Annotated in this window: 17 protein-coding genes and 1 tRNA gene; 11 read left to right on the top strand and 7 right to left on the bottom strand. The window is 61.6% G+C overall.

The genetic code is table 11. The annotated features are described in order from the left end of the window. The first annotated feature begins 24 nt into the window (after nt 1-24). From phnX to H6B15_RS01410, 6 genes are read left to right on the top strand one after another with little or no spacing between them, the layout of a single operon-like run. A complete protein-coding gene (phnX, locus tag H6B15_RS01435) occupies nt 25-843 on the top strand; it encodes a phosphonoacetaldehyde hydrolase (RefSeq protein WP_204645312.1) in 819 nt (272 codons plus the stop codon). Next, a complete protein-coding gene (locus tag H6B15_RS01430) occupies nt 840-1,991 on the top strand; it encodes an iron-containing alcohol dehydrogenase (protein WP_204645311.1) in 1,152 nt (383 codons plus the stop codon). The genes phnX and H6B15_RS01430 overlap by 4 nt, the downstream gene beginning before the upstream one ends. 19 nt (nt 1,992-2,010) lie before the next feature. Further along, on the top strand, nt 2,011-2,949 hold the full coding sequence (locus tag H6B15_RS01425; protein WP_204645310.1) for a phosphate/phosphite/phosphonate ABC transporter substrate-binding protein: 939 nt from the start codon (nt 2,011-2,013) through the stop codon (nt 2,947-2,949). A gap of 26 nt (nt 2,950-2,975) precedes the next feature. Next, nucleotides 2,976-3,782, top strand: coding sequence for a phosphonate ABC transporter ATP-binding protein (gene phnC / locus H6B15_RS01420; protein WP_204645309.1), 807 nt, complete (start codon nt 2,976-2,978; stop codon nt 3,780-3,782). Further along, on the top strand, nt 3,751-4,551 hold the full coding sequence (locus H6B15_RS01415) for a PhnE/PtxC family ABC transporter permease (RefSeq protein ID WP_204645305.1): 801 nt from the start codon (nt 3,751-3,753) through the stop codon (nt 4,549-4,551). The genes phnC and H6B15_RS01415 overlap by 32 nt, the downstream gene beginning before the upstream one ends. Then, nucleotides 4,548-5,420 (top strand): PhnE/PtxC family ABC transporter permease, encoded by an 873-nt coding sequence (locus tag H6B15_RS01410; protein WP_243424218.1) that lies wholly within the window; start codon nt 4,548-4,550, stop codon nt 5,418-5,420. Before H6B15_RS01415 ends, H6B15_RS01410 begins: the two co-directional genes overlap by 4 nt. Nucleotides 5,421-5,764: 344 nt before the next feature. Here the strand turns inward: H6B15_RS01410 and H6B15_RS01405 are convergent, their stop codons facing one another. Further along, a complete protein-coding gene (locus H6B15_RS01405) occupies nt 5,765-6,343 on the bottom strand; it encodes a helix-turn-helix domain-containing protein (RefSeq protein ID WP_204645304.1) in 579 nt (192 codons plus the stop codon). A 223-nt stretch (nt 6,344-6,566) separates the two neighbouring features. Between H6B15_RS01405 and H6B15_RS01400 the strand changes: the two genes are divergently transcribed. The 5 genes from H6B15_RS01400 (at nt 6,567) to H6B15_RS01380 (ending at nt 11,340) form a co-directional block, all read left to right on the top strand. Then, entirely contained in the window at nt 6,567-6,839 is a 273-nt protein-coding gene (locus H6B15_RS01400; protein ID WP_204645303.1) for a helix-turn-helix domain-containing protein, read from the top strand. A 269-nt stretch (nt 6,840-7,108) separates the two neighbouring features. Beyond that, a complete protein-coding gene (locus tag H6B15_RS01395; RefSeq protein ID WP_204645302.1) occupies nt 7,109-8,323 on the top strand; it encodes an AAA family ATPase in 1,215 nt (404 codons plus the stop codon). Next, on the top strand, nt 8,320-8,589 hold the full coding sequence (locus tag H6B15_RS01390; protein ID WP_204645301.1) for a plasmid mobilization protein: 270 nt from the start codon (nt 8,320-8,322) through the stop codon (nt 8,587-8,589). Before H6B15_RS01395 ends, H6B15_RS01390 begins: the two co-directional genes overlap by 4 nt. A 27-nt stretch (nt 8,590-8,616) precedes the next feature. Next, nucleotides 8,617-9,972, top strand: coding sequence for a relaxase/mobilization nuclease domain-containing protein (locus H6B15_RS01385; RefSeq protein ID WP_204645300.1), 1,356 nt, complete (start codon nt 8,617-8,619; stop codon nt 9,970-9,972). A gap of 180 nt (nt 9,973-10,152) precedes the next feature. Continuing rightward, the gene (locus H6B15_RS01380; RefSeq protein WP_204645298.1) at nt 10,153-11,340 is read left to right on the top strand and encodes a tyrosine-type recombinase/integrase; all 1,188 of its coding nucleotides are present in this window, start codon (nt 10,153-10,155) and stop codon (nt 11,338-11,340) included. A gap of 12 nt (nt 11,341-11,352) precedes the next feature. Here H6B15_RS01380 and H6B15_RS01375 read toward each other — a convergent pair whose 3' ends face one another. The 6 genes from H6B15_RS01375 to argJ all read right to left on the bottom strand — a co-directional run bounded on the left by H6B15_RS01375 (nt 11,353) and on the right by argJ (nt 16,330). Next, a complete protein-coding gene (locus H6B15_RS01375; RefSeq protein WP_204645296.1) occupies nt 11,353-11,910 on the bottom strand; it encodes a zeta toxin family protein in 558 nt (185 codons plus the stop codon). A gap of 76 nt (nt 11,911-11,986) precedes the next feature. Beyond that, a tRNA-Ser gene (locus tag H6B15_RS01370) sits at nt 11,987-12,078 on the bottom strand. Between the two features lie 275 nt (nt 12,079-12,353). Beyond that, nucleotides 12,354-12,872: a hypothetical protein gene (locus H6B15_RS01365; RefSeq protein WP_204645295.1), complete on the bottom strand. Its 519-nt coding sequence runs from the start codon at nt 12,870-12,872 to the stop codon at nt 12,354-12,356. A gap of 152 nt (nt 12,873-13,024) precedes the next feature. After that, entirely contained in the window at nt 13,025-14,203 is a 1,179-nt protein-coding gene (locus tag H6B15_RS01360) for an aspartate aminotransferase family protein (protein ID WP_204645294.1), read from the bottom strand. A gap of 21 nt (nt 14,204-14,224) precedes the next feature. Next, the gene (gene argB, locus H6B15_RS01355) at nt 14,225-15,082 is read right to left on the bottom strand and encodes an acetylglutamate kinase (RefSeq protein ID WP_204645293.1); all 858 of its coding nucleotides are present in this window, start codon (nt 15,080-15,082) and stop codon (nt 14,225-14,227) included. A gap of 21 nt (nt 15,083-15,103) precedes the next feature. Further along, nucleotides 15,104-16,330 (bottom strand): bifunctional glutamate N-acetyltransferase/amino-acid acetyltransferase ArgJ, encoded by a 1,227-nt coding sequence (gene argJ, locus H6B15_RS01350; protein WP_204645292.1) that lies wholly within the window; start codon nt 16,328-16,330, stop codon nt 15,104-15,106. Nucleotides 16,331-16,367: the final 37 nt, after the last annotated feature.

Raw genomic sequence — 16,367 nt, 5'->3', positions numbered from 1 at the left:
GTAATTGAACAAGAGGTGCTCCTGATGGATACCAATAACAAAATCGAATTGGTTGTTTTTGACTGGGCTGGCACAACGGTGGACTACGGTTCCAGTGCTCCCAGCGAGGTATTCGACCGCGTTTTCAGCGCGGCCGGTCTGCATCTGACCAAGGAAGAGATCAACCGCCCCATGGGGCTGGAAAAGAAAGCCCACATCCGGGAACTGCTTTCCTGCGAATCCGGCCGCAACCAATGGCAGGGCCAGTACGGCCGCCCCTGGTATGAGGAGGATGTGGATGCCCTGTACCGGAAATTTGAGGACACCCTGCACCAGGTGGTGGCGGAACGCAGCGATCCTATGGAAGGCGTTGTGGAAACAGTAGAGGCTCTGCGCAAGGCCGGTCTGAAGATCGGTTCCACCACCGGCTACAATGACTGGATGATGCAGGAGGTTCTGCCCCGCGCCGCCGCCGGCGGTTACACTCCCGACTGTGTGGTGACCCCCGACGCCACCGGCATTGGCCGCCCCAGCCCCTTCATGTTGTTTGAATGTATGCACCGGATGAATGTCTATCCCCCCTGCCATGTGGTCAAAGTGGGTGATACGACGGTGGACATGCGGGAAGGCAAAAACGCCGGGGCTTTCAGCATCGGTATCCTGACCGGTTCCAACCTGCTGGGTCTGACCCCAGAAGAATACGCTGCCATGCCTGCCGAAGAACTGGCCGCCCGCAAGGCTGACGCCTCCCAGCGCTACATCGAAGCCGGTGCCGACCTGGTCATCGACTCCATCCGCGACCTGCCCGCTGCCATCGAGGAACTGAACCGCCGTCTGGCCCATGGGGAGGTGGCTGCGCTGTGAACTGCTACTTTAATCCCGTACAGACCATCCAGGGTCCCGGCTGTCTGGCCCGGCTGCCCGAACTGCTGCACAAGCTGCCTCAGGACCAGCGCCGGGTACTGGTGATTGCCTGGAGCGAAGAAGCCCTGCAGCATCCCGTTCTGGCCGCCTTATTGGCGCCGGGCTGCGAATTTGAAGGCCGCAGCCTGGTGTTCACCGCTTCCAACCCCACGGTGGAACAACTCTTCGACACCTGGGAGTCCACCCGCGACTTTGCCCCCAATGTTGTGATCGGCGTGGGCGGCGGCACCATCCTGGACGTGGCCAAGTCCCTGTGCTGCCTGTACGGCTGCCCTCTGAAAGACACCGACGATCTGCGGGCGCGCATCGCCGCAGGCGGGCTGAAACCCGCCGCCCGCTGGATCGGGGTCCCCACCACCGCCGGCACCGGCAGCGAGGTAACCTGCTGGGCCACTATCTGGGACCCCGAGCAGGATGCCAAGCGCTCGCTGGAAAGCAAGGAGAACTACGCCTGGGCCGCCCTGGTGGACCCGGAACTGGCCCAGGGCATGCCGGTACGGCTGGCTGTCTCCTCCGCGCTGGACGCCGTGGCCCATGCGGTGGAAAGCTATTGGGCCCGCAGCACCAATGCCGTTTCCCGTGCGCTGGCGCTGGAAGCCATCCGCACCATCATGGGCAACATTGATGACCTGTTCTCCGGCAGCATCGAAGCCCACGACGCCATGGCCCGGGGCAGTATGCTGGCCGGGCTGGCTTTCAGCAACACCAAAACCACGGCCTGCCATTCTATCTCCTACCCGCTGACCATGCACTACGGCATCCCCCATGGTGCGGCGGTGGCTCTTCTGCTGGCCCCGGTCCTGGCCCTGAACGCCCCCGCCGTACAGGACCCGGATGCCCTGATGGACGCTCTGGGTGTAAACAGCGCCGCAATGCTGCAGCGCCGGATTGCCGGGCTGCTCATCCGGTCCGCCCAGCCCGCCTCGCTGGAAGGCTGGGGCGTTGTCCACAGTGACCTGGCCCACCTGGCCGGGTTGGGCATCACCAAAGGCCGGGCCGACAACAACCCCGTGACCCTCACCCCCGACTGCATCGAAGCCATGCTGGAATCCATTTACTGCATGGACGCCGTGCCCTGTATGCGCTGACAAAGGAGTGTGCTGCATTATGAACCGCAAAACCAAACTGTTCGCCCTGACCCTGGCCGCTATGATGACCGCTGCCCTGGCGGGCTGCGGCGGCACCGACAGCACCGCTGCCGGCGAAACCGGCCCCGGCGGTGAGGATGGGGTTTTCACCATCGCCTATGCCCCCAACGAATCCAACACCGAAGCCGCCGACGCCCGCAACGGCCTGGCTGACGATCTGAGCGCTGTGCTGGGCTGCGAGGTGGAAGAGATCCAGGCCAGCGACTACAACGCCATTATCGAGGCCCTGCGCACCGGCAGCGCCGACATGGCCTATATGGGTTCCCAGGCCCTGGCCCTGGGCGTGGAACGCACCGATCTGGAGCCCATCGTCATGAAGGCGGAGGACGGCGACCCCGAAAAGGCCATCTATCACTCGGTTCTCATCACCAGCAGCGCCAATGAGGACATCAACTCCATTGAGGACATCAAGGGCAAGACCATGGCCTTTGTGGACCCGGATTCCACCTCCGGCAACCTGGTCCCCACCGCCGAGATCATCCAGGCTTTCCCCGACGAGGAGCTGAATTCCGACAAGCTGCACACCAACGGCGACTTCTTTGAGGCCGTGAGCTTCTCCGGTTCTCATCAGGCCGGTCTGCAGGCCGTCATCAAGGGCGATGTGGACGTGGTGCCCATCTCCGACCAGATTCTGGCTTCCGAGATCGCCAACGGCAACGCTGCCGAAAGTGACATCAAGATCATCCATGAATCCGCTGCCATCCCCGCCGAAGCCGTGGTGGTGGCCGAACACGTGGACCAGGAGACCCGGGACAAGCTGGTGGAATTCCTGACCACCTACGACAACGAACAGTACTTCACCGACGTGATCAAGGTCCCCGGCGCCCGCTTTGTGGCCTGTGATATGAGCGACTACGAAGACATCATCGAACTGAACAAGATCATCAACGAATTTTGAGCAGCCCCGCGGCAGGAGAATTTGCTATGGAACCGTTTTTACGCTTTGACAATGTGACCAAGAACTACCCCAACGGCGTGCATGCGCTGCAAGGGATCAATCTGACCGTATCCGAAGGTGAATTCATCTCGGTCATCGGACCTTCCGGGTCGGGCAAATCCACCCTGCTGCGGGCCATCAATGCCCTGATCCCCATCAGCGGCGGTACTGTCTGGCTGGACGGTGAGAATGTGTCCCGTCAGCACGGGCGGGACCTGCGTGCCCTGCGCCGCAAGGTAGGCATGATCTTCCAGAACTACAATCTGGTGTACAGCCTGTCGGTGCTGCAGAACGTACTGCACGGCCGTCTGGGTTATATGCCGGGCATGAAAGGCATCCTGGGCCTGTACAGCGAAGAGGACAAGCGCCGCGCCCTGGAACTGCTGGAGGAACTGGGCCTGCAGGACTTTGCCTACAACCGTGCCTCCGATCTTTCGGGCGGACAAAAACAGCGGGTGGGCATCGCCCGCGCCATCATGCAGCAGCCCAAACTTCTTCTGTGCGACGAACCCATCGCCTCGCTGGACCCTTCCAGCGCCAAAACCATCATGGATCTGCTGCGCACCATGACCGCCAAGCGCAACATTGCCTGCCTGGTCAACCTGCACCAGCTTGACGTGGCCATGCAGTATTCCACCCGCATCATCGGCCTGAGCAAAGGTCAAGTCGTGTTTGACGGTCCGCCCGCCGAACTGACCCCGGACGTGATCGAACGCATCTATGGTACCGCGCGGGAAAATCTGATGATGGGAGGGAAGGCAAATGACCGGACGGATTCCGCTGATTGCGCGTGACCTGAAACGGCTGTACACCGGTTTTATCATTGCCGCAGTGGTCCTTTTTGTGGTCTGCACCCTGCTCACCGGCTTCAATCCCGGCGTGCTGGCGGCCAACAGCGGCGCTTTCTGGGAGTTTATTACCCAGGATTTTCTGCCGCCCGCCCTGCCCAAGGCAAGCCGTATTCCCGGCGTACTGGAAAGCGTGGTGGTGACTCTGGCGCTGGCCCTGTCCTCCACCACCGTAGCCGCCATTCTGGCCTTCTTCGTTTCTCTGTTCGGCAGTGAAAAGGTTTCCCCTTTCCCCCGCGCCGCCAAATTCGTCCGCGGCTTCGCCACTTTCCTGCGCAACATTCCCGCCCTGGTGTGGGCGTTCATCCTCTTCTCTTCCCTGGGCATCGGTACAGGTGTGAGTTTTGTGGCCCTGTGCATCACCAGCTTCGCCTTTCTGGTACGCGCCTTCGTGGAGACCATGGAAGATGTTTCCCAGGATTGTGTGGAAAGCCTTCTCACCGTCGGCGCCAGCTTTCCCCAGCGGGTGTCCCAGGCCATCCTGCCTTCCTGCCTGAGCGGGTTCCTTTCCTGGTTCCTCTACTCGGTGGAAGTCAACATCCGCGCCTCCACCATCGTCGGCATGGTGGGCGGCGGCGGTGTGGGCCTGACCCTCTTCTCCTACATCAAAAGCTTTCAGTACGACGTGGCCCTCAGCATCATTTTGCTGATCGCTGTCATGGTCATTGCGGTAGATCAGATCACCAACAAACTGCGAAAGGAGCTGTTGAAATGAGCCCGCAGCTGTCTTCCTGCCTGGAAACAGGCGAACCCGCGATGGTTTCTTCCGCCAAAGCAGCCGCCATCCCCCGGGATTCCCGGGGCCGCATCCCCGTCCGGTGCCGTCAGCGCAATCCCTTTATCCCAGTTTTCCTCACTGGCACCGCTTTGCTGGCCATGCTGAGTTTGTGGTATCTGGGCATCGACTGGGGCAAGATGCTTTCACGTGTGCCGGATATAGGCATCGTGTTCTGGAATCTGGCACACCTGGACTTTTCCAACATGGACCTGATTTTCTCCTCGCTGGTGGAAACCATCTCCATCGCTGTGCTCTCTCTGCTGTACAGCCTGCTGCTGGGCATCGTCTTTGGCATGCTGGCAGCCCGCAACGTCTTCCGCCTGCCAGTTCTGTCGGTACTGACCCAGTCCTTCTTCACCTTTCTGCGGGCGGTGCCCACCCCCGTGTGGGTTCTGCTGATGCTGGTCTGCCTGGGCATGGGCCCGGAAGCCGGTGTGGCGGGCCTGTGTGTACACACCACCGCTTTCTTCACCAAATCCTTTGCCCAGAGCTTTGAAAGCATCCCGGACGAAACGGTGGAATCTCTGGAGGTGACCGGTGCCAGCCGGCTGAGTATCTTCTGCAACGCCATCCTGCCGGCGGCCTTTTCCCAGATCGTGGCCTGGGCCGGCATGCGCCTGGAAACCAACTTTTCCGAATGTGCCATCCTGGGTATGGTGGGTGCCGGCGGCATCGGTTACGTAATCTCCAACAGCCTGCAAGGCTATGATTACGGCACCGCCGGTGTAGCCATCCTGCTGGTGTTCGCCGTCGCCTACACCATTGAACGGATTTTCGTCCGTATCAAAAGACAGTTTAATACCTGATTAATGTTTGCTTTCCATACCAGCAAGGAACCGCGTTTGCTTCTGTCCCGATGAAAACTTTTCTAGAACTGCTCATTCGGGGCGTGCAATTCATCAAACTAAACGAGCAGGAACCGTATGGTTTCTGCTCGTTTCCTTTTAGCAGAGCATATCAAAGATTTGAATACTGGCGGCACTGTTACCACCCTATCGCATTTCAAAGAAAGAGAGCCCAAATCCTCTGTTTTCGGATTTCTTCCTGCCACGCTTAATACTAATATTTTGACTGGATCTAGCCCTCTCAGCTTATATATTCAGGTATCACTTTTTAAGTCAAATCAAACAACTTCTAATCGGCACTCATTTTATTCGTTCTTGCCATGGCTATACTCATTCTTTCTCCACTGCCGCCTCGGCTCTCTCAAGCCTGCCAGATCAGAGGATGCCGGCCACTGCAATAGCCATTCCAGATACTCATCCTTGGTGATCTGATGGGATGCCAACTCCTGTTTACGAATCGCCCACTCCCGCATAAGTACGTCTGTTGCAGCCCCATTCGACCAAAGGACCGTTGCAGGCTGATAGTTTCCCCCGTCCATCAGCACCTTGGCATTCCCTGCAAGCCGTACCTCGGACATATCTTTGCCAGCTTCCTCCGCATCGGTAATGGTCAGTCGGAATTCAGTGGGATGCTCCCAGTCAAACCATAACAAAGTCCGCAAAACGTCCTGCAGGTAGGTATCCTTCGTCAAAAAGTTTTCCACCGGAACATCCAGTGCCGCAGCGATAGCCTCCAGCAAATCCTCTTTCGGCACACGATACCCCATTTCATATTGGGCAACCCGATTGGCTCCATTTTCGCCTAAGCCAATCCGGATGCCCAATTTTTTTTGTGTCATTTTGCGGTGCTTGCGTACCAGCTGAATTTTTTTTCCGACAGTCATATGCCCTCCACGCTTTCTGTGTTTTCTACATTGTACTGTGTCCGTAACGCATTTTCAAGAAAAATTGTAACAAATTTGCGAAATATATTGACGTTCGCATTTTTGCGAACTATAATATACTTATCAAATTTGCGAAAGCTCAGTAAAGCATTCGCAAGCGATTACAGAAAGGAGACTTTTACACGATTATCCAATCCGTACATTTTCATTCCACGAGGGTCGCATGTCTGCGAAACGCCTCATCCCGGAAAAAGAGCTGAAAGCCTGCTATGGCCTGCTGTTTGCCGACTTTCCCGATGTGGTGACGGTCCGGCAACTGCAAACTATGTTGGGCATCAGCCGTCATGCGGCGTATGATCTGCTGGGAGAAGGGGAAATCGGGGCCCTCAAACTGGGCAACGCCTACAAGATTCCCAAAATCAACGTCATCCGCTATCTGCTAACCAATGCACACGGGGCGGGTTTTGCCGGGCAAGACCTGCAAAGTGAATCATAGCATGATTCACTGGAAATCCGCCGCAGGAAAAGTGAATCATAGCATGATTCACTTTCTGCTGTATTGCGGCCAAAGGTATCTTAACAAGATTCACGCAAGCGATTTTCCCGACAAAGTGAATCGTATTAAGATTCACTCCGTACCTCCGCCCAAATCCGCGCCCTGCCGCGCGCCGCCGGGCGGCGGGCACGTTACCCGCATTGTCGCAAAGGTCGCGCCACAGGGCCCCGTTGGGCGGCCTGTGGCCCAGCAAGAAGGAGGCGTATGCCATGCAGAGAAACGAACCTATTGATGCTGAAACTCTACTTTCCACCCCGCTGCCGCCGGTACGGTGGCTGATTCCCGGCCTGCTGCCCGCCGGGCTTTCCTTGTTGGCCGGTGCCAGCAAGGCAGGCAAAAGCTGGCTGTGCCTGTGGCTTTGCCTGCAGCTGGCCCGGGGCGGCGAGATCTGGGGCCGCACCACCCAGCCACAGACTGTACTGTACCTCTGTCTGGAGGACACCTACGCCCGCATCCAGGGGCGTTTGTTCCGCCTGACGGAGGACCCCGTTCCCAGTCGGTTGTACTTCCAGACCGGAAGCTGCGCCATCGGGGACGGTCTGGAACTCCAGATCGAGAAATTCCTGTCCCAGCACCCCGAAACCGGGTTGGTGGTCATCGACACCTTGCAGAAGGTCCGCACCGCCGACCAGAACAACGGCGCTTACGCCAGCGATTACCAGGATATGAGCGCGCTGAAATCCCTGGCGGACCGCCGCGGCATCGGGTTGCTGCTGGTGCATCATCTGCGCAAACAGGGCGCATCCGACCCGTTTCAGCAGATTTCCGGGTCCAATGGCCTGATGGGTGCCGCCGACACCATCTGGCTGCTGCAGCGCCAGCGGATGAGCGACACGGCCCGGCTGCTGGTGACGGGCCGTGACATGGACAGCTGCACCCTCCATTTGCAGACCCGGGACTGTATCTGGCAGCTGTTGGAGGAGGAATCTGCCGAGGAGCAGGTCCGGAAGGCCGTTCCGGACTATCTGTGGCGGGCGGCGGACTTTATCCAGCGCACCAGCAGCTGGACGGGCACCGCCACCGAACTGCTGACCGCCGCGGCCATCACCGGGGTACAGCCCAACCAGTTCACCCGCAAACTGGTAGAGCACTTCTACACGGTGTTTGCCCCGCAGGGCATCCGCTACCAGTCCCGGCGCACCTCCAACACCCGGCTGCTGTGCTTCACCTGTGACGGGGATGACGGTCATGACGGCAGTGACGATGATACCGGCGGATCCCCTTTACCGTCTGGTACGGTACCGGCTGGTGAAGAGGGTGCGGCCCCCGTACCGTCATCGTCGTCATCACCGTCACCGGGGCCGCATCACGGTAGCGAGCATGGGCTTTGTGTTGCCGACGGGCACCCCTTCGCCGCGGCGGACACCGCCGCTCCTACGGGGACGGCCCCGAGCCCCGATTTTTCACGGGAGACTGCCTCGTGAGAAACCGCACCGTGGGCATCAACGTGCGGGTGACACCGGCTGAAAAACACCGGATGGAAACCGCCGCCCGGCGCTGCGGTCTGACGCTGTCGGAATATCTCCGGCAGCGGGCACTGGGGTACACGCCGCAGTTTCATCCGCCCGCGTCTTTGTTTTCCGCTCTGGAAGAACTGGATGCGCTGGCGGACCGTCTGCCGCCCGGGGACGCGCTCCCCTGCCGGGCGGCAACAGACCAGATCCGGGATATCCTGCTGCCGAAGGAGTAATCCCTGGCCGTCACCAAGATCTGGCCGGTGCGGGACAGCCTGCGCCGGGTGGTGGACTACGCCGCAAACCCGGAGAAAACCGAATACGGTGGCCTGTCCCAGGCGCTGCACTACGCCGGGAACGACGCCAAGACCTCCTTGACGGAAAGCGCAAAACTAGTGAGCGGCATCCACTGCCGCCCCGAAACCGCCTGGGCGGATATGCGGGCGGTGCAGCGGAAGTTCGGTAAGACCGAAGGCGTGGTGGCGATGCACGCCTACCAGAGTTTCCAGCCCGGTGAGGTGACTCCGGAACAGTGCCACGCCATCGGGGTAGAACTGGCCCGTCAGGTGTGGGGCGGGCGGTTCCAGGTGCTGGTGGCCACCCACATGAACACGCACTGCCTGCACAACCACTTTGTCATCAACGCGGTGTCTTATGTGGATGGCAAAAAGTACGAACAGCGCCGCAGCCAGTACCGGGAACTGCGCCGCGCCTCCGATGCCCTCTGCCGGGCCCAGGGGTTGTCGGTGGTACAGCCTCAAGGCAAAAGCGCACCGCGTTCCCTCTACGAAGCGGAACGCCGGGGTGAGCCCACCCGGTACAACCGGATGCGGGAGGCACTGCGAACCGCCCTCCAGCAAACCAGCACCGAGGAGGACTTTGCCCTGGCCCTGTGTCGGATGGGCTACCTGTGGCGGCGGGAGGAGGGCCGCAAGTACGCCACGCTGCGCTCAGTGGACGGCGGCCGCCCGGTGCGGGTGCACCGCCTGGGCCCGGAGTTCGACTGGCCCGCGCTGGCCCGGGTACTGGACGCCCACTACTACCAGTTCGGTCCCCACTATTACAGCCTGTTCGGTGGGTATGACCGTCCCAGGCGCCCGGTTTGCCGTTCCTGGGCCAAGGTGCGGTACAAGGGCCTGCTGGACGAACTCTTCGGAAAGTCCCACCTGGGCCGGAAGTATCTCTACTTCCGGTACAAGGTACAGGCCAAGCCGAATCCCCGGGCGTCCATCAACTGGCCGGAGATCGAAGCGATCTGGCGCAACGTGGAGCGCACATTGGAGGAGATGCACCTCTGCTTCGACCGGGATTTCCACACCACCGACGAGGTGGAGGCCCACCGCCGGGAACTGGTGGCGCAGATCGACGCCCTCTGCAAGGAGCGCGCCGACTGTGCCCGGCTGCTGCGGCACAAGGTCCCGCCGCCCGGCACCGCCGAACGCCGGGCCGGACTGACCCGCCAGATCAAGGCGCTGCGGCACGAGGATGAAGTCTGTGACAGGATTCTCCGAAGGGTACGAGCCACCATCGCCTGCCGCAAGGCGTTGGCAGAACAGGCCCGCCAGCGGGCCGAGGAAAAAGCCCGCCACCGCAAGCGCCGCCGCGATCTGGAGCGCTGAACCACAACCATACCAAAAGCCCGCGCCGGGAAGTTCCCGACGCGGGCGCTTTGGTAGATTCGTACCCAAGACAAGGGCGTATCCTTGTGTAGATTTGTGAATAGCTTTTGCCAGGGATTCCGGGTATTGTTGTGTTGGACCCGGAAACCCGTACAAACGAGTATGAAAGGAGAAATGCCTATGGTCGCAGGCCGACTGCAAGAGAAAAACGGATATTACTACATGGTACTCAGCTACACCGGTGCCGACGGCAAGCGGAAACAACCCTGGCACGCCACCGGCTTGCCGGTGAAGGGCAACAAAAAGCGGGCGGAGGAGATGCTGCGGGAACTGCGCCGCAGCTTCACACCGCCCAAACCCAACCGCAAAGAGGAACTGAGCCCCGATATGCTGTTCAGCGACTATATGCTCTACTGGCTGAAGATCATCCGCCCCGCCGTGCAGGAAACCACCTGGTCCTCCTACAACTTCAATGTGAAGAACCACATCGTCCCCTACTTCAAGCCCACCGGCATCACGCTGGGCGGGCTGCAGGCGCGGCATATCCAGAGTTTCTATCTCCACGAGCTGGAAACGCTGAAAGCCACCAGCGTACTGCGGCAGCACGCCAACCTGCACAAGGCGCTGAAATACGCCGTGAAGCTGGACCTGATCCCCGGCAACCCGGTGGACAAGGTGGAGCGGCCCAAGCCCGAGAAGTATCTGGCCGTCTACTACACCGCCGAGGAGATGGAGCAGCTCTTCGAAGCCGCCCGGGGCCATCGGCTGGAACTGATCATCCAGTTCGCAGCCTTCTACGGGCTGCGCCGGGGCGAGGTGCTGGGCCTGCGGTGGGACGCCGTGGACTTTGAGGCCGGTACCCTGACCATCCGCCATATCGTGACCAGCACCAACCTGGAGGGCAAGCACGTCCTGGTGGAAGCCGACCGGGCCAAGACCAAGTCCAGCCTGCGCACCCTGCCGCTGGTGGCCAGCTTTGCCCAGCGGCTGCGGGCGCTGAAGGAGCAGCAGGCCTACAACGAGAAACTCTGCGGAAACTGCTACAACCAGAAGTACAAGGGCTACCTGTTCGTGGATGAGATGGGCAATCTCATCCTGCCCAACGCGGTGACTGACGGCTTCGCCAAGCTGCTGGCCAACCACGGCCTGAGGAAGATCCGCTTCCACGATCTGCGCCACTCCTGCGCCAGCCTGCTGCTGAAACAGGGCGTACCCATGAAGCAGATCCAGGAATGGCTGGGTCACAGCGACATCTCCACCACAGCCAACATCTACGCCCACCTGGATTCCCAGTCAAAACAGCTCAGCGCGGCCACGATGGAGCAGGCATTGCCACTGCCGGAAGAACTGCCGGAAAACCGGTGGTAATCCTACACTGGTTCAGAGCGCGAGCTCCCGACGCAGGTCGGTGAGCCAGACAGGCGGCGTATCGGTGGCGGGCAGCAGTTCCCCGTTGCGATAGAAAGCCACCACCCGGAAGCCATTGTCGTTGTCATAGAAGGTTGCTTCGTTGCACAGCGGCAGCAGCTTGCCCAGGTCCCGGAAACGCCGGGCAAACCGGCGCTCCACGTCCTGGGTCGGGATGTCGTGGCCGCCGCGGGCCACTCGGTTGGCGATCCGACGGACCGATTCCTCGGCGGTATCCAGGCCCACATAGTACAGCCGTACGGTGTAGCCCTTGTCCCGGGCCGCGCGGGCCATTTTGCGGGAGAAGCTGCCCGAAAGGGTGCTTTCCTCGGTGAAGTCGATGCCCTGGGCCAGGCAGTCCTGCAGTTTGGCAACGGCAGCCTGACCCCCGGCATACTCATCGCCGTTCAGGGCCATCAGCTTGTCCGGGTCAACGACAATGCCCACATCACCCAAGCAAACCTTTAGAACACCGGACAGGCTGCTCTTGCCTGCCCCGTTGACCCCGCCCACGATGGTAAATGTCGGCATAGCGCTTCCTCCCAAACGGCAAGGGGCTCTTGCCGTGAAAATACAAAAATACCCTCAGGAAGATTCCTGAGGGATTTGGCGGAGATGGTGGGAGTCGAACCCACGCGCCTCTCTCGAGACCTAAAGCATTTCGAGTGCTCCCTCTTACGACCTCTTGAGTACATCTCCATATTTAGTTTTTCCAGCACCGCCTTGCAAACCTTTCGGAGAAATGCAAGATTTCGATGCAAGATAAGCGGATACAACCGGAAACCATACCCCGGGGAAATCCCGCCGTCACGCCATTCGCGGCGGACGAATCGGCCAGTGGGCTGCAAACTTTCGAGTGCGACCTCTTCGACCTCTTGAGTAATGCTCCCTATGGGCCGTGGATTTCCCACGGCGTACAGTTCATTATACCAAACCGGGTCCCCGGCGTCAAGGGTGTTATGCCCCTGCCGGCCTTAAAACAGGTGCTGTTTCTGCACCGGGCCGGGGGCGAAGGGGGTGTCCTCGTGGTGGCGGCGGATGAACACCTGGCGGGTCTTCTGGGCCACGCCCCGGCCGTGGGGCTTGGGGGCCGACGCAAAGGTGCAGCTGATGTTGTAATATCCCCGCATATGGGCCACCAGGTACTGGGCCACGGCGGGCAGACAGTCGGTGTCCTCGATGTTCTCGTAGTTGTAGTCGCCGTACAGAAAGGCGGTCTCCTCCCCGCCGCAGACCAGGGTGATGCCCTCGGCGTCCAGGCGCACTTCGTCCACCACGCTCTGGCGCATACCGGCCATCCCGCATTCGCTGGCCAGCCGTGCCGCCCGGGCCCGCTGGTCCATGGGCACCGACTGCGGGTCCAGAGCTTCGCTGCCCCGCTGGCCGATCTCCAGAAGGATGTCCCTCATCATGCGGCTTTCCACCAGCGGACGGATCTTCTCCTTGGCGCGCGCTTCTCCTGTTTTTGCTTGGATCTTGCGGATGATCCCCATTGACGACGTCCCCTCCTGTTTGTGCTTTCCCAAAACCGCGGGGCGGTAGTCCGGCTACTGCCCCAATGATAATTATACCACAACAAATCGGGGCGCGCCACACCAAAAATTGCGGCACGCCCCGACAGATACTATGCGGTTTTTGCGAAGAATCAGGCGGTTTCCAGCACCTTGCGCAGGATGGTCAGGGCGTTCTTCACGTCCTGTTCGGTCAGGATCAGCGGCGGCAGCAGTCGGATGCGGTCCTTGGCGGTGAGCACCAGCAGGCCTTGCTTCTCGCAGGCGGTGCGCACCTCGGCGGCTTTCAGGCCCTCGTCCAGCTGGATGCCGATCATCAGGCCCAGGCCGCTGACCCCCTGCACATGGGGCAGGGTGCGCAGCCCGGTCCAAAGGGCGGCGGCGCAGTCGTTGACGTTCTGCATGAATTCCTCGTCCATGGTGTCCAGCACGGCGCAGGCGCCGGCGCAGACCACCGGGTTGCCCCCGAAGGTGGAACCGTGGCTGCCCGGACCCATGTGGGAAGCCACCTTCTCGGTGGTGACCACGGCGCCGATGGGCAGCCCGCCGCCCAGGCCCTTGGCCAGGGTGACGATGTCCGGGCGCAGGTGATAGTTCTCGCAGGCCAGGAACTTGCCGGTGCGGCCCACGCCGGTCTGCACTTCGTCCACAATGAGCAGGATGTCCTTGGCGGCACAGAACTCGGCCACCCCATGGACGTAGTCGGGGTCCAGGGCCACCACGCCGCCCTCGCCCTGCACCAGCTCCATCATGACGGCGCAGGTGTGCTCATCGGCGGCGGCTTCCAGGGCGGCAAAGTCCCCGGCGGGAACGTAGGCGAATTCCCCGGGGAAAGGCCCGAAATCATGATGGAACACATCCTGGCCGGTGGCGGTGAGGGTGGCCAGGGTGCGGCCGTGGAAGGAGTTCACCAGGGTGATGACCTTGCTGCGGCCCTCGCCGTAGGTGTCCACGCTGTATTTGCGGGCGCACTTGATGGCGCCCTCGTTGGCCTCGGCGCCGGAGTTGCCGAAGAACACCCGGTCCAGGCCGGTGCGGTGGCAGATGCGCCGGGCCAGGCGGCCGCAGGGGGCGGTGTAGTACAGGTTGGAGGTGTGCTGCACCCGGGCGGCCTGTTCGGTGACGGCCTGGAGCCAGGCGGGGTGGGCGTAGCCCAGGGCGTTGACCCCGATGCCGGAGGTAAAGTCCAGATAGCGCTTGCCGTCGGCGTCGATGGCTGTCATGCCCTCGCCCCGCTCGATGACGATGGGGCTGCGGCCGTAGGTGTGCATGATGTATTTGTTGTCCCGGTCCATGACCTTCTGGGTATTCATGACAAAGTCCTCCTTGGGGAATCAGCGGTTGTGGTTGCGGTAGAACAGGGTGCCCGACCCGCGGTCGGAGAACATTTCCAGCAGGATGGAGTGGGGCACCCGGCCGTCGATGATGACCGCCTCGTTGACGCCCCGGCGGATGGCGTCGGCCATGCCGTCGATCTTGGGAAGCATACCCCCGGCGATGATGCCCTCGGCCTTGTAGGCCTCGATCTCGGAGAGTTCCACCTCCGGGATGAGGGTGGAATCGTCGTCCTTATCCCGCAGCAGGCCGGTGATGTCGGTCATGGAGACCAGCTTTTCGGCGCCCAGGGCCACGGCGATGGCCGCGGCGGCGGTGTCGGCGTTGACGTTGTAGAGCACCCCGTTTTCCGGGTCCATGCCCACGGTGGCCACCACCGGGATGAACTGGTCGTCCAGCAGGTGGTTGATCAGGGTGGTGCTGATGCCGGTGATCTCGCCCACAAAGCCCAGGTCGGCCTTGGTGTAGCGGCGGCAGCTGATGGTGTTGCCGTCCATGCCGCAGAGCCCCACGCCCCGGCCCTTGAGCAGGGCCACCAGGTCCTTGTTCACCTGGCCGGCCAGCACCTGCTGCACCACCGCCATGGTCTCGGCGTCGGTGTAGCGCAGGCCGCCCACAAACTTGGATTCAATGCCCAGCTTTTTGAGCATGGCGTTGATGGCGGGGCCGCCCCCGTGCACCAGCACCACCCGCACCCCCAGCAGGGTCAGGGTGACCAGGTCGTTCATCACCGCCAGTTTCAGCTGGCCGTTGACCATGGCGTTGCCCCCGTACTTGATGACCAGGGTCTTACCGTGGTATTTCTGGATGTAGGGCGTGGCTTCGGAAAAGAGCCGCGCCATCTCTTCGTTCTTCATGTTCTTCCTCTCCCCTGCCGCTCAGGTGCGGTAATCGCCGTTGATCTTCACGTAATCGTAGGTCAAATCGCAGCCCCAGGCCTTGGCCATGGCGTCGCCGCAGCCCAGGTCCACCAGAATCTGGATTTCGCTTTCCTGCAAAATCTTGGCTGCCTCTTCCTCGCTGAAGATATGATGGGCGGCGTTTTCGCACACCAGCACTTCCCCGGCGGCGCTCTTCAGCCGCACGCTGGTCTTATCGATGGAGAAATCCCCCGGGGTGTAGCCGATGGCGCAGAGCACCCGGCCCCAGTTGGCGTCCTCGCCGAACATGGCGGCCTTGAACAGGGTGGAGTGGATGACGCTCTTGGACACGTCCCGGGCCACCTGCAGGGTGGGGGCTCCGGTGACGATGCATTCCAGCAGCTTGGTGGCGCCTTCGCCGTCCCCGGCCAGTTCCCGGCACAGGGTCTCGGCCACCTGGGTCAGGGCGGCCACGAAGGTGACGTAGTCCTCGCTGTCGGCGGCCACGGGGGTGTTGCCCGCCAGGCCGGAAGCCAGCAGCAGGACGGTGTCGTTGGTGGAGGTGTCCCCGTCCACCGAGATCTGGTTGAAGGTGGCGGGCACCACGCTGGACAGGGCCTTCTGGAGCACGGCAGGCTCCATGGCGGCGTCGGTGGTGATGAAGAGCAGCATGGTGGCCATGTTGGGGTGGATCATGCCGGAGCCCTTGGCGATGGCGCCCATGCGGCAGGTCTTGCCGCCCAGGGTGAACTCCACGGCCACCTGTTTGGGGTGGGTGTCGGTGGTCATGATGGCGAAGGCGGCGTTGAGGCTGCCTTCCGGGCTGTGGGCCAGCTGGGCCGCGCAGGCCGGGATGCCGGAGGCAAAGGGTGCGATGGTCATGGCCTGACCGATGACGCCGGTGGAGGCGGGCAGCACGTCGGCTTCGCCCACGCCCAGGGCCTGGGCGGCCAGACGGCAGGTTTCCCGGGCCAGCTCCACCCCGCCGGGGGCGCAGGTGTTGGCGTTGCCGGAGTTGACCAGGATGGCCTGGGCGTAGCCGTCGGCCAGGTGTTCCCGGTCCACCGTGATGGGGGCCCCGTAGACCTTGTTGGTGGTGTAGCAGGCGGCGCCCGCACAGCGCACGTCGGCTTTGATCAGGGCCAGGTCCGGTTTGGCGTGGTTATGCCGGATGCCGCAGTGGATGCCCGCGGCGGAAAATCCCTGGGGCGCGCAGATGCCGCCCTCGATTGTGGTAAAGTTCATCTTTCTCCCCCTCATTCAGGTTGCGGCGGATGCCGCG

The organism is Gemmiger formicilis (assembly GCF_016900095.1).
Taxonomy (GTDB): domain Bacteria; phylum Bacillota; class Clostridia; order Oscillospirales; family Ruminococcaceae; genus Gemmiger; species Gemmiger formicilis_A.
The sequence above is the reverse complement of the archived record's forward strand: the minus strand, read 5'-3'. Positions and strand labels throughout refer to the sequence as shown.

Excerpts from the sequence above, each read along its gene's own strand:
- phnX (WP_204645312.1), top strand. The coding sequence starts at position 25 with ATGGATACCAATAACAAAATCGAATTGGTTGTTTTTGACTGGGCTGGC.
- H6B15_RS01425 (WP_204645310.1), top strand. The coding sequence starts at position 2,011 with ATGAACCGCAAAACCAAACTGTTCGCCCTGACCCTGGCCGCTATGATG.
- phnC (WP_204645309.1), top strand. The coding sequence starts at position 2,976 with ATGGAACCGTTTTTACGCTTTGACAATGTGACCAAGAACTACCCCAAC.
- H6B15_RS01415 (WP_204645305.1), top strand. The coding sequence starts at position 3,751 with ATGACCGGACGGATTCCGCTGATTGCGCGTGACCTGAAACGGCTGTAC.
- H6B15_RS01410 (WP_243424218.1), top strand. The coding sequence starts at position 4,548 with ATGAGCCCGCAGCTGTCTTCCTGCCTGGAAACAGGCGAACCCGCGATG.
- H6B15_RS01405 (WP_204645304.1), bottom strand. The coding sequence starts at position 6,343 with ATGACTGTCGGAAAAAAAATTCAGCTGGTACGCAAGCACCGCAAAATG.
- H6B15_RS01400 (WP_204645303.1), top strand. The coding sequence starts at position 6,567 with ATGTCTGCGAAACGCCTCATCCCGGAAAAAGAGCTGAAAGCCTGCTAT.
- H6B15_RS01395 (WP_204645302.1), top strand. The coding sequence starts at position 7,109 with ATGCAGAGAAACGAACCTATTGATGCTGAAACTCTACTTTCCACCCCG.
- H6B15_RS01380 (WP_204645298.1), top strand. The coding sequence starts at position 10,153 with ATGGTCGCAGGCCGACTGCAAGAGAAAAACGGATATTACTACATGGTA.
- H6B15_RS01375 (WP_204645296.1), bottom strand. The coding sequence starts at position 11,910 with ATGCCGACATTTACCATCGTGGGCGGGGTCAACGGGGCAGGCAAGAGC.
- H6B15_RS01365 (WP_204645295.1), bottom strand. The coding sequence starts at position 12,872 with ATGGGGATCATCCGCAAGATCCAAGCAAAAACAGGAGAAGCGCGCGCC.
- H6B15_RS01360 (WP_204645294.1), bottom strand. The coding sequence starts at position 14,203 with ATGAATACCCAGAAGGTCATGGACCGGGACAACAAATACATCATGCAC.
- argB (WP_204645293.1), bottom strand. The coding sequence starts at position 15,082 with ATGAAGAACGAAGAGATGGCGCGGCTCTTTTCCGAAGCCACGCCCTAC.
- argJ (WP_204645292.1), bottom strand. The coding sequence starts at position 16,330 with ATGAACTTTACCACAATCGAGGGCGGCATCTGCGCGCCCCAGGGATTT.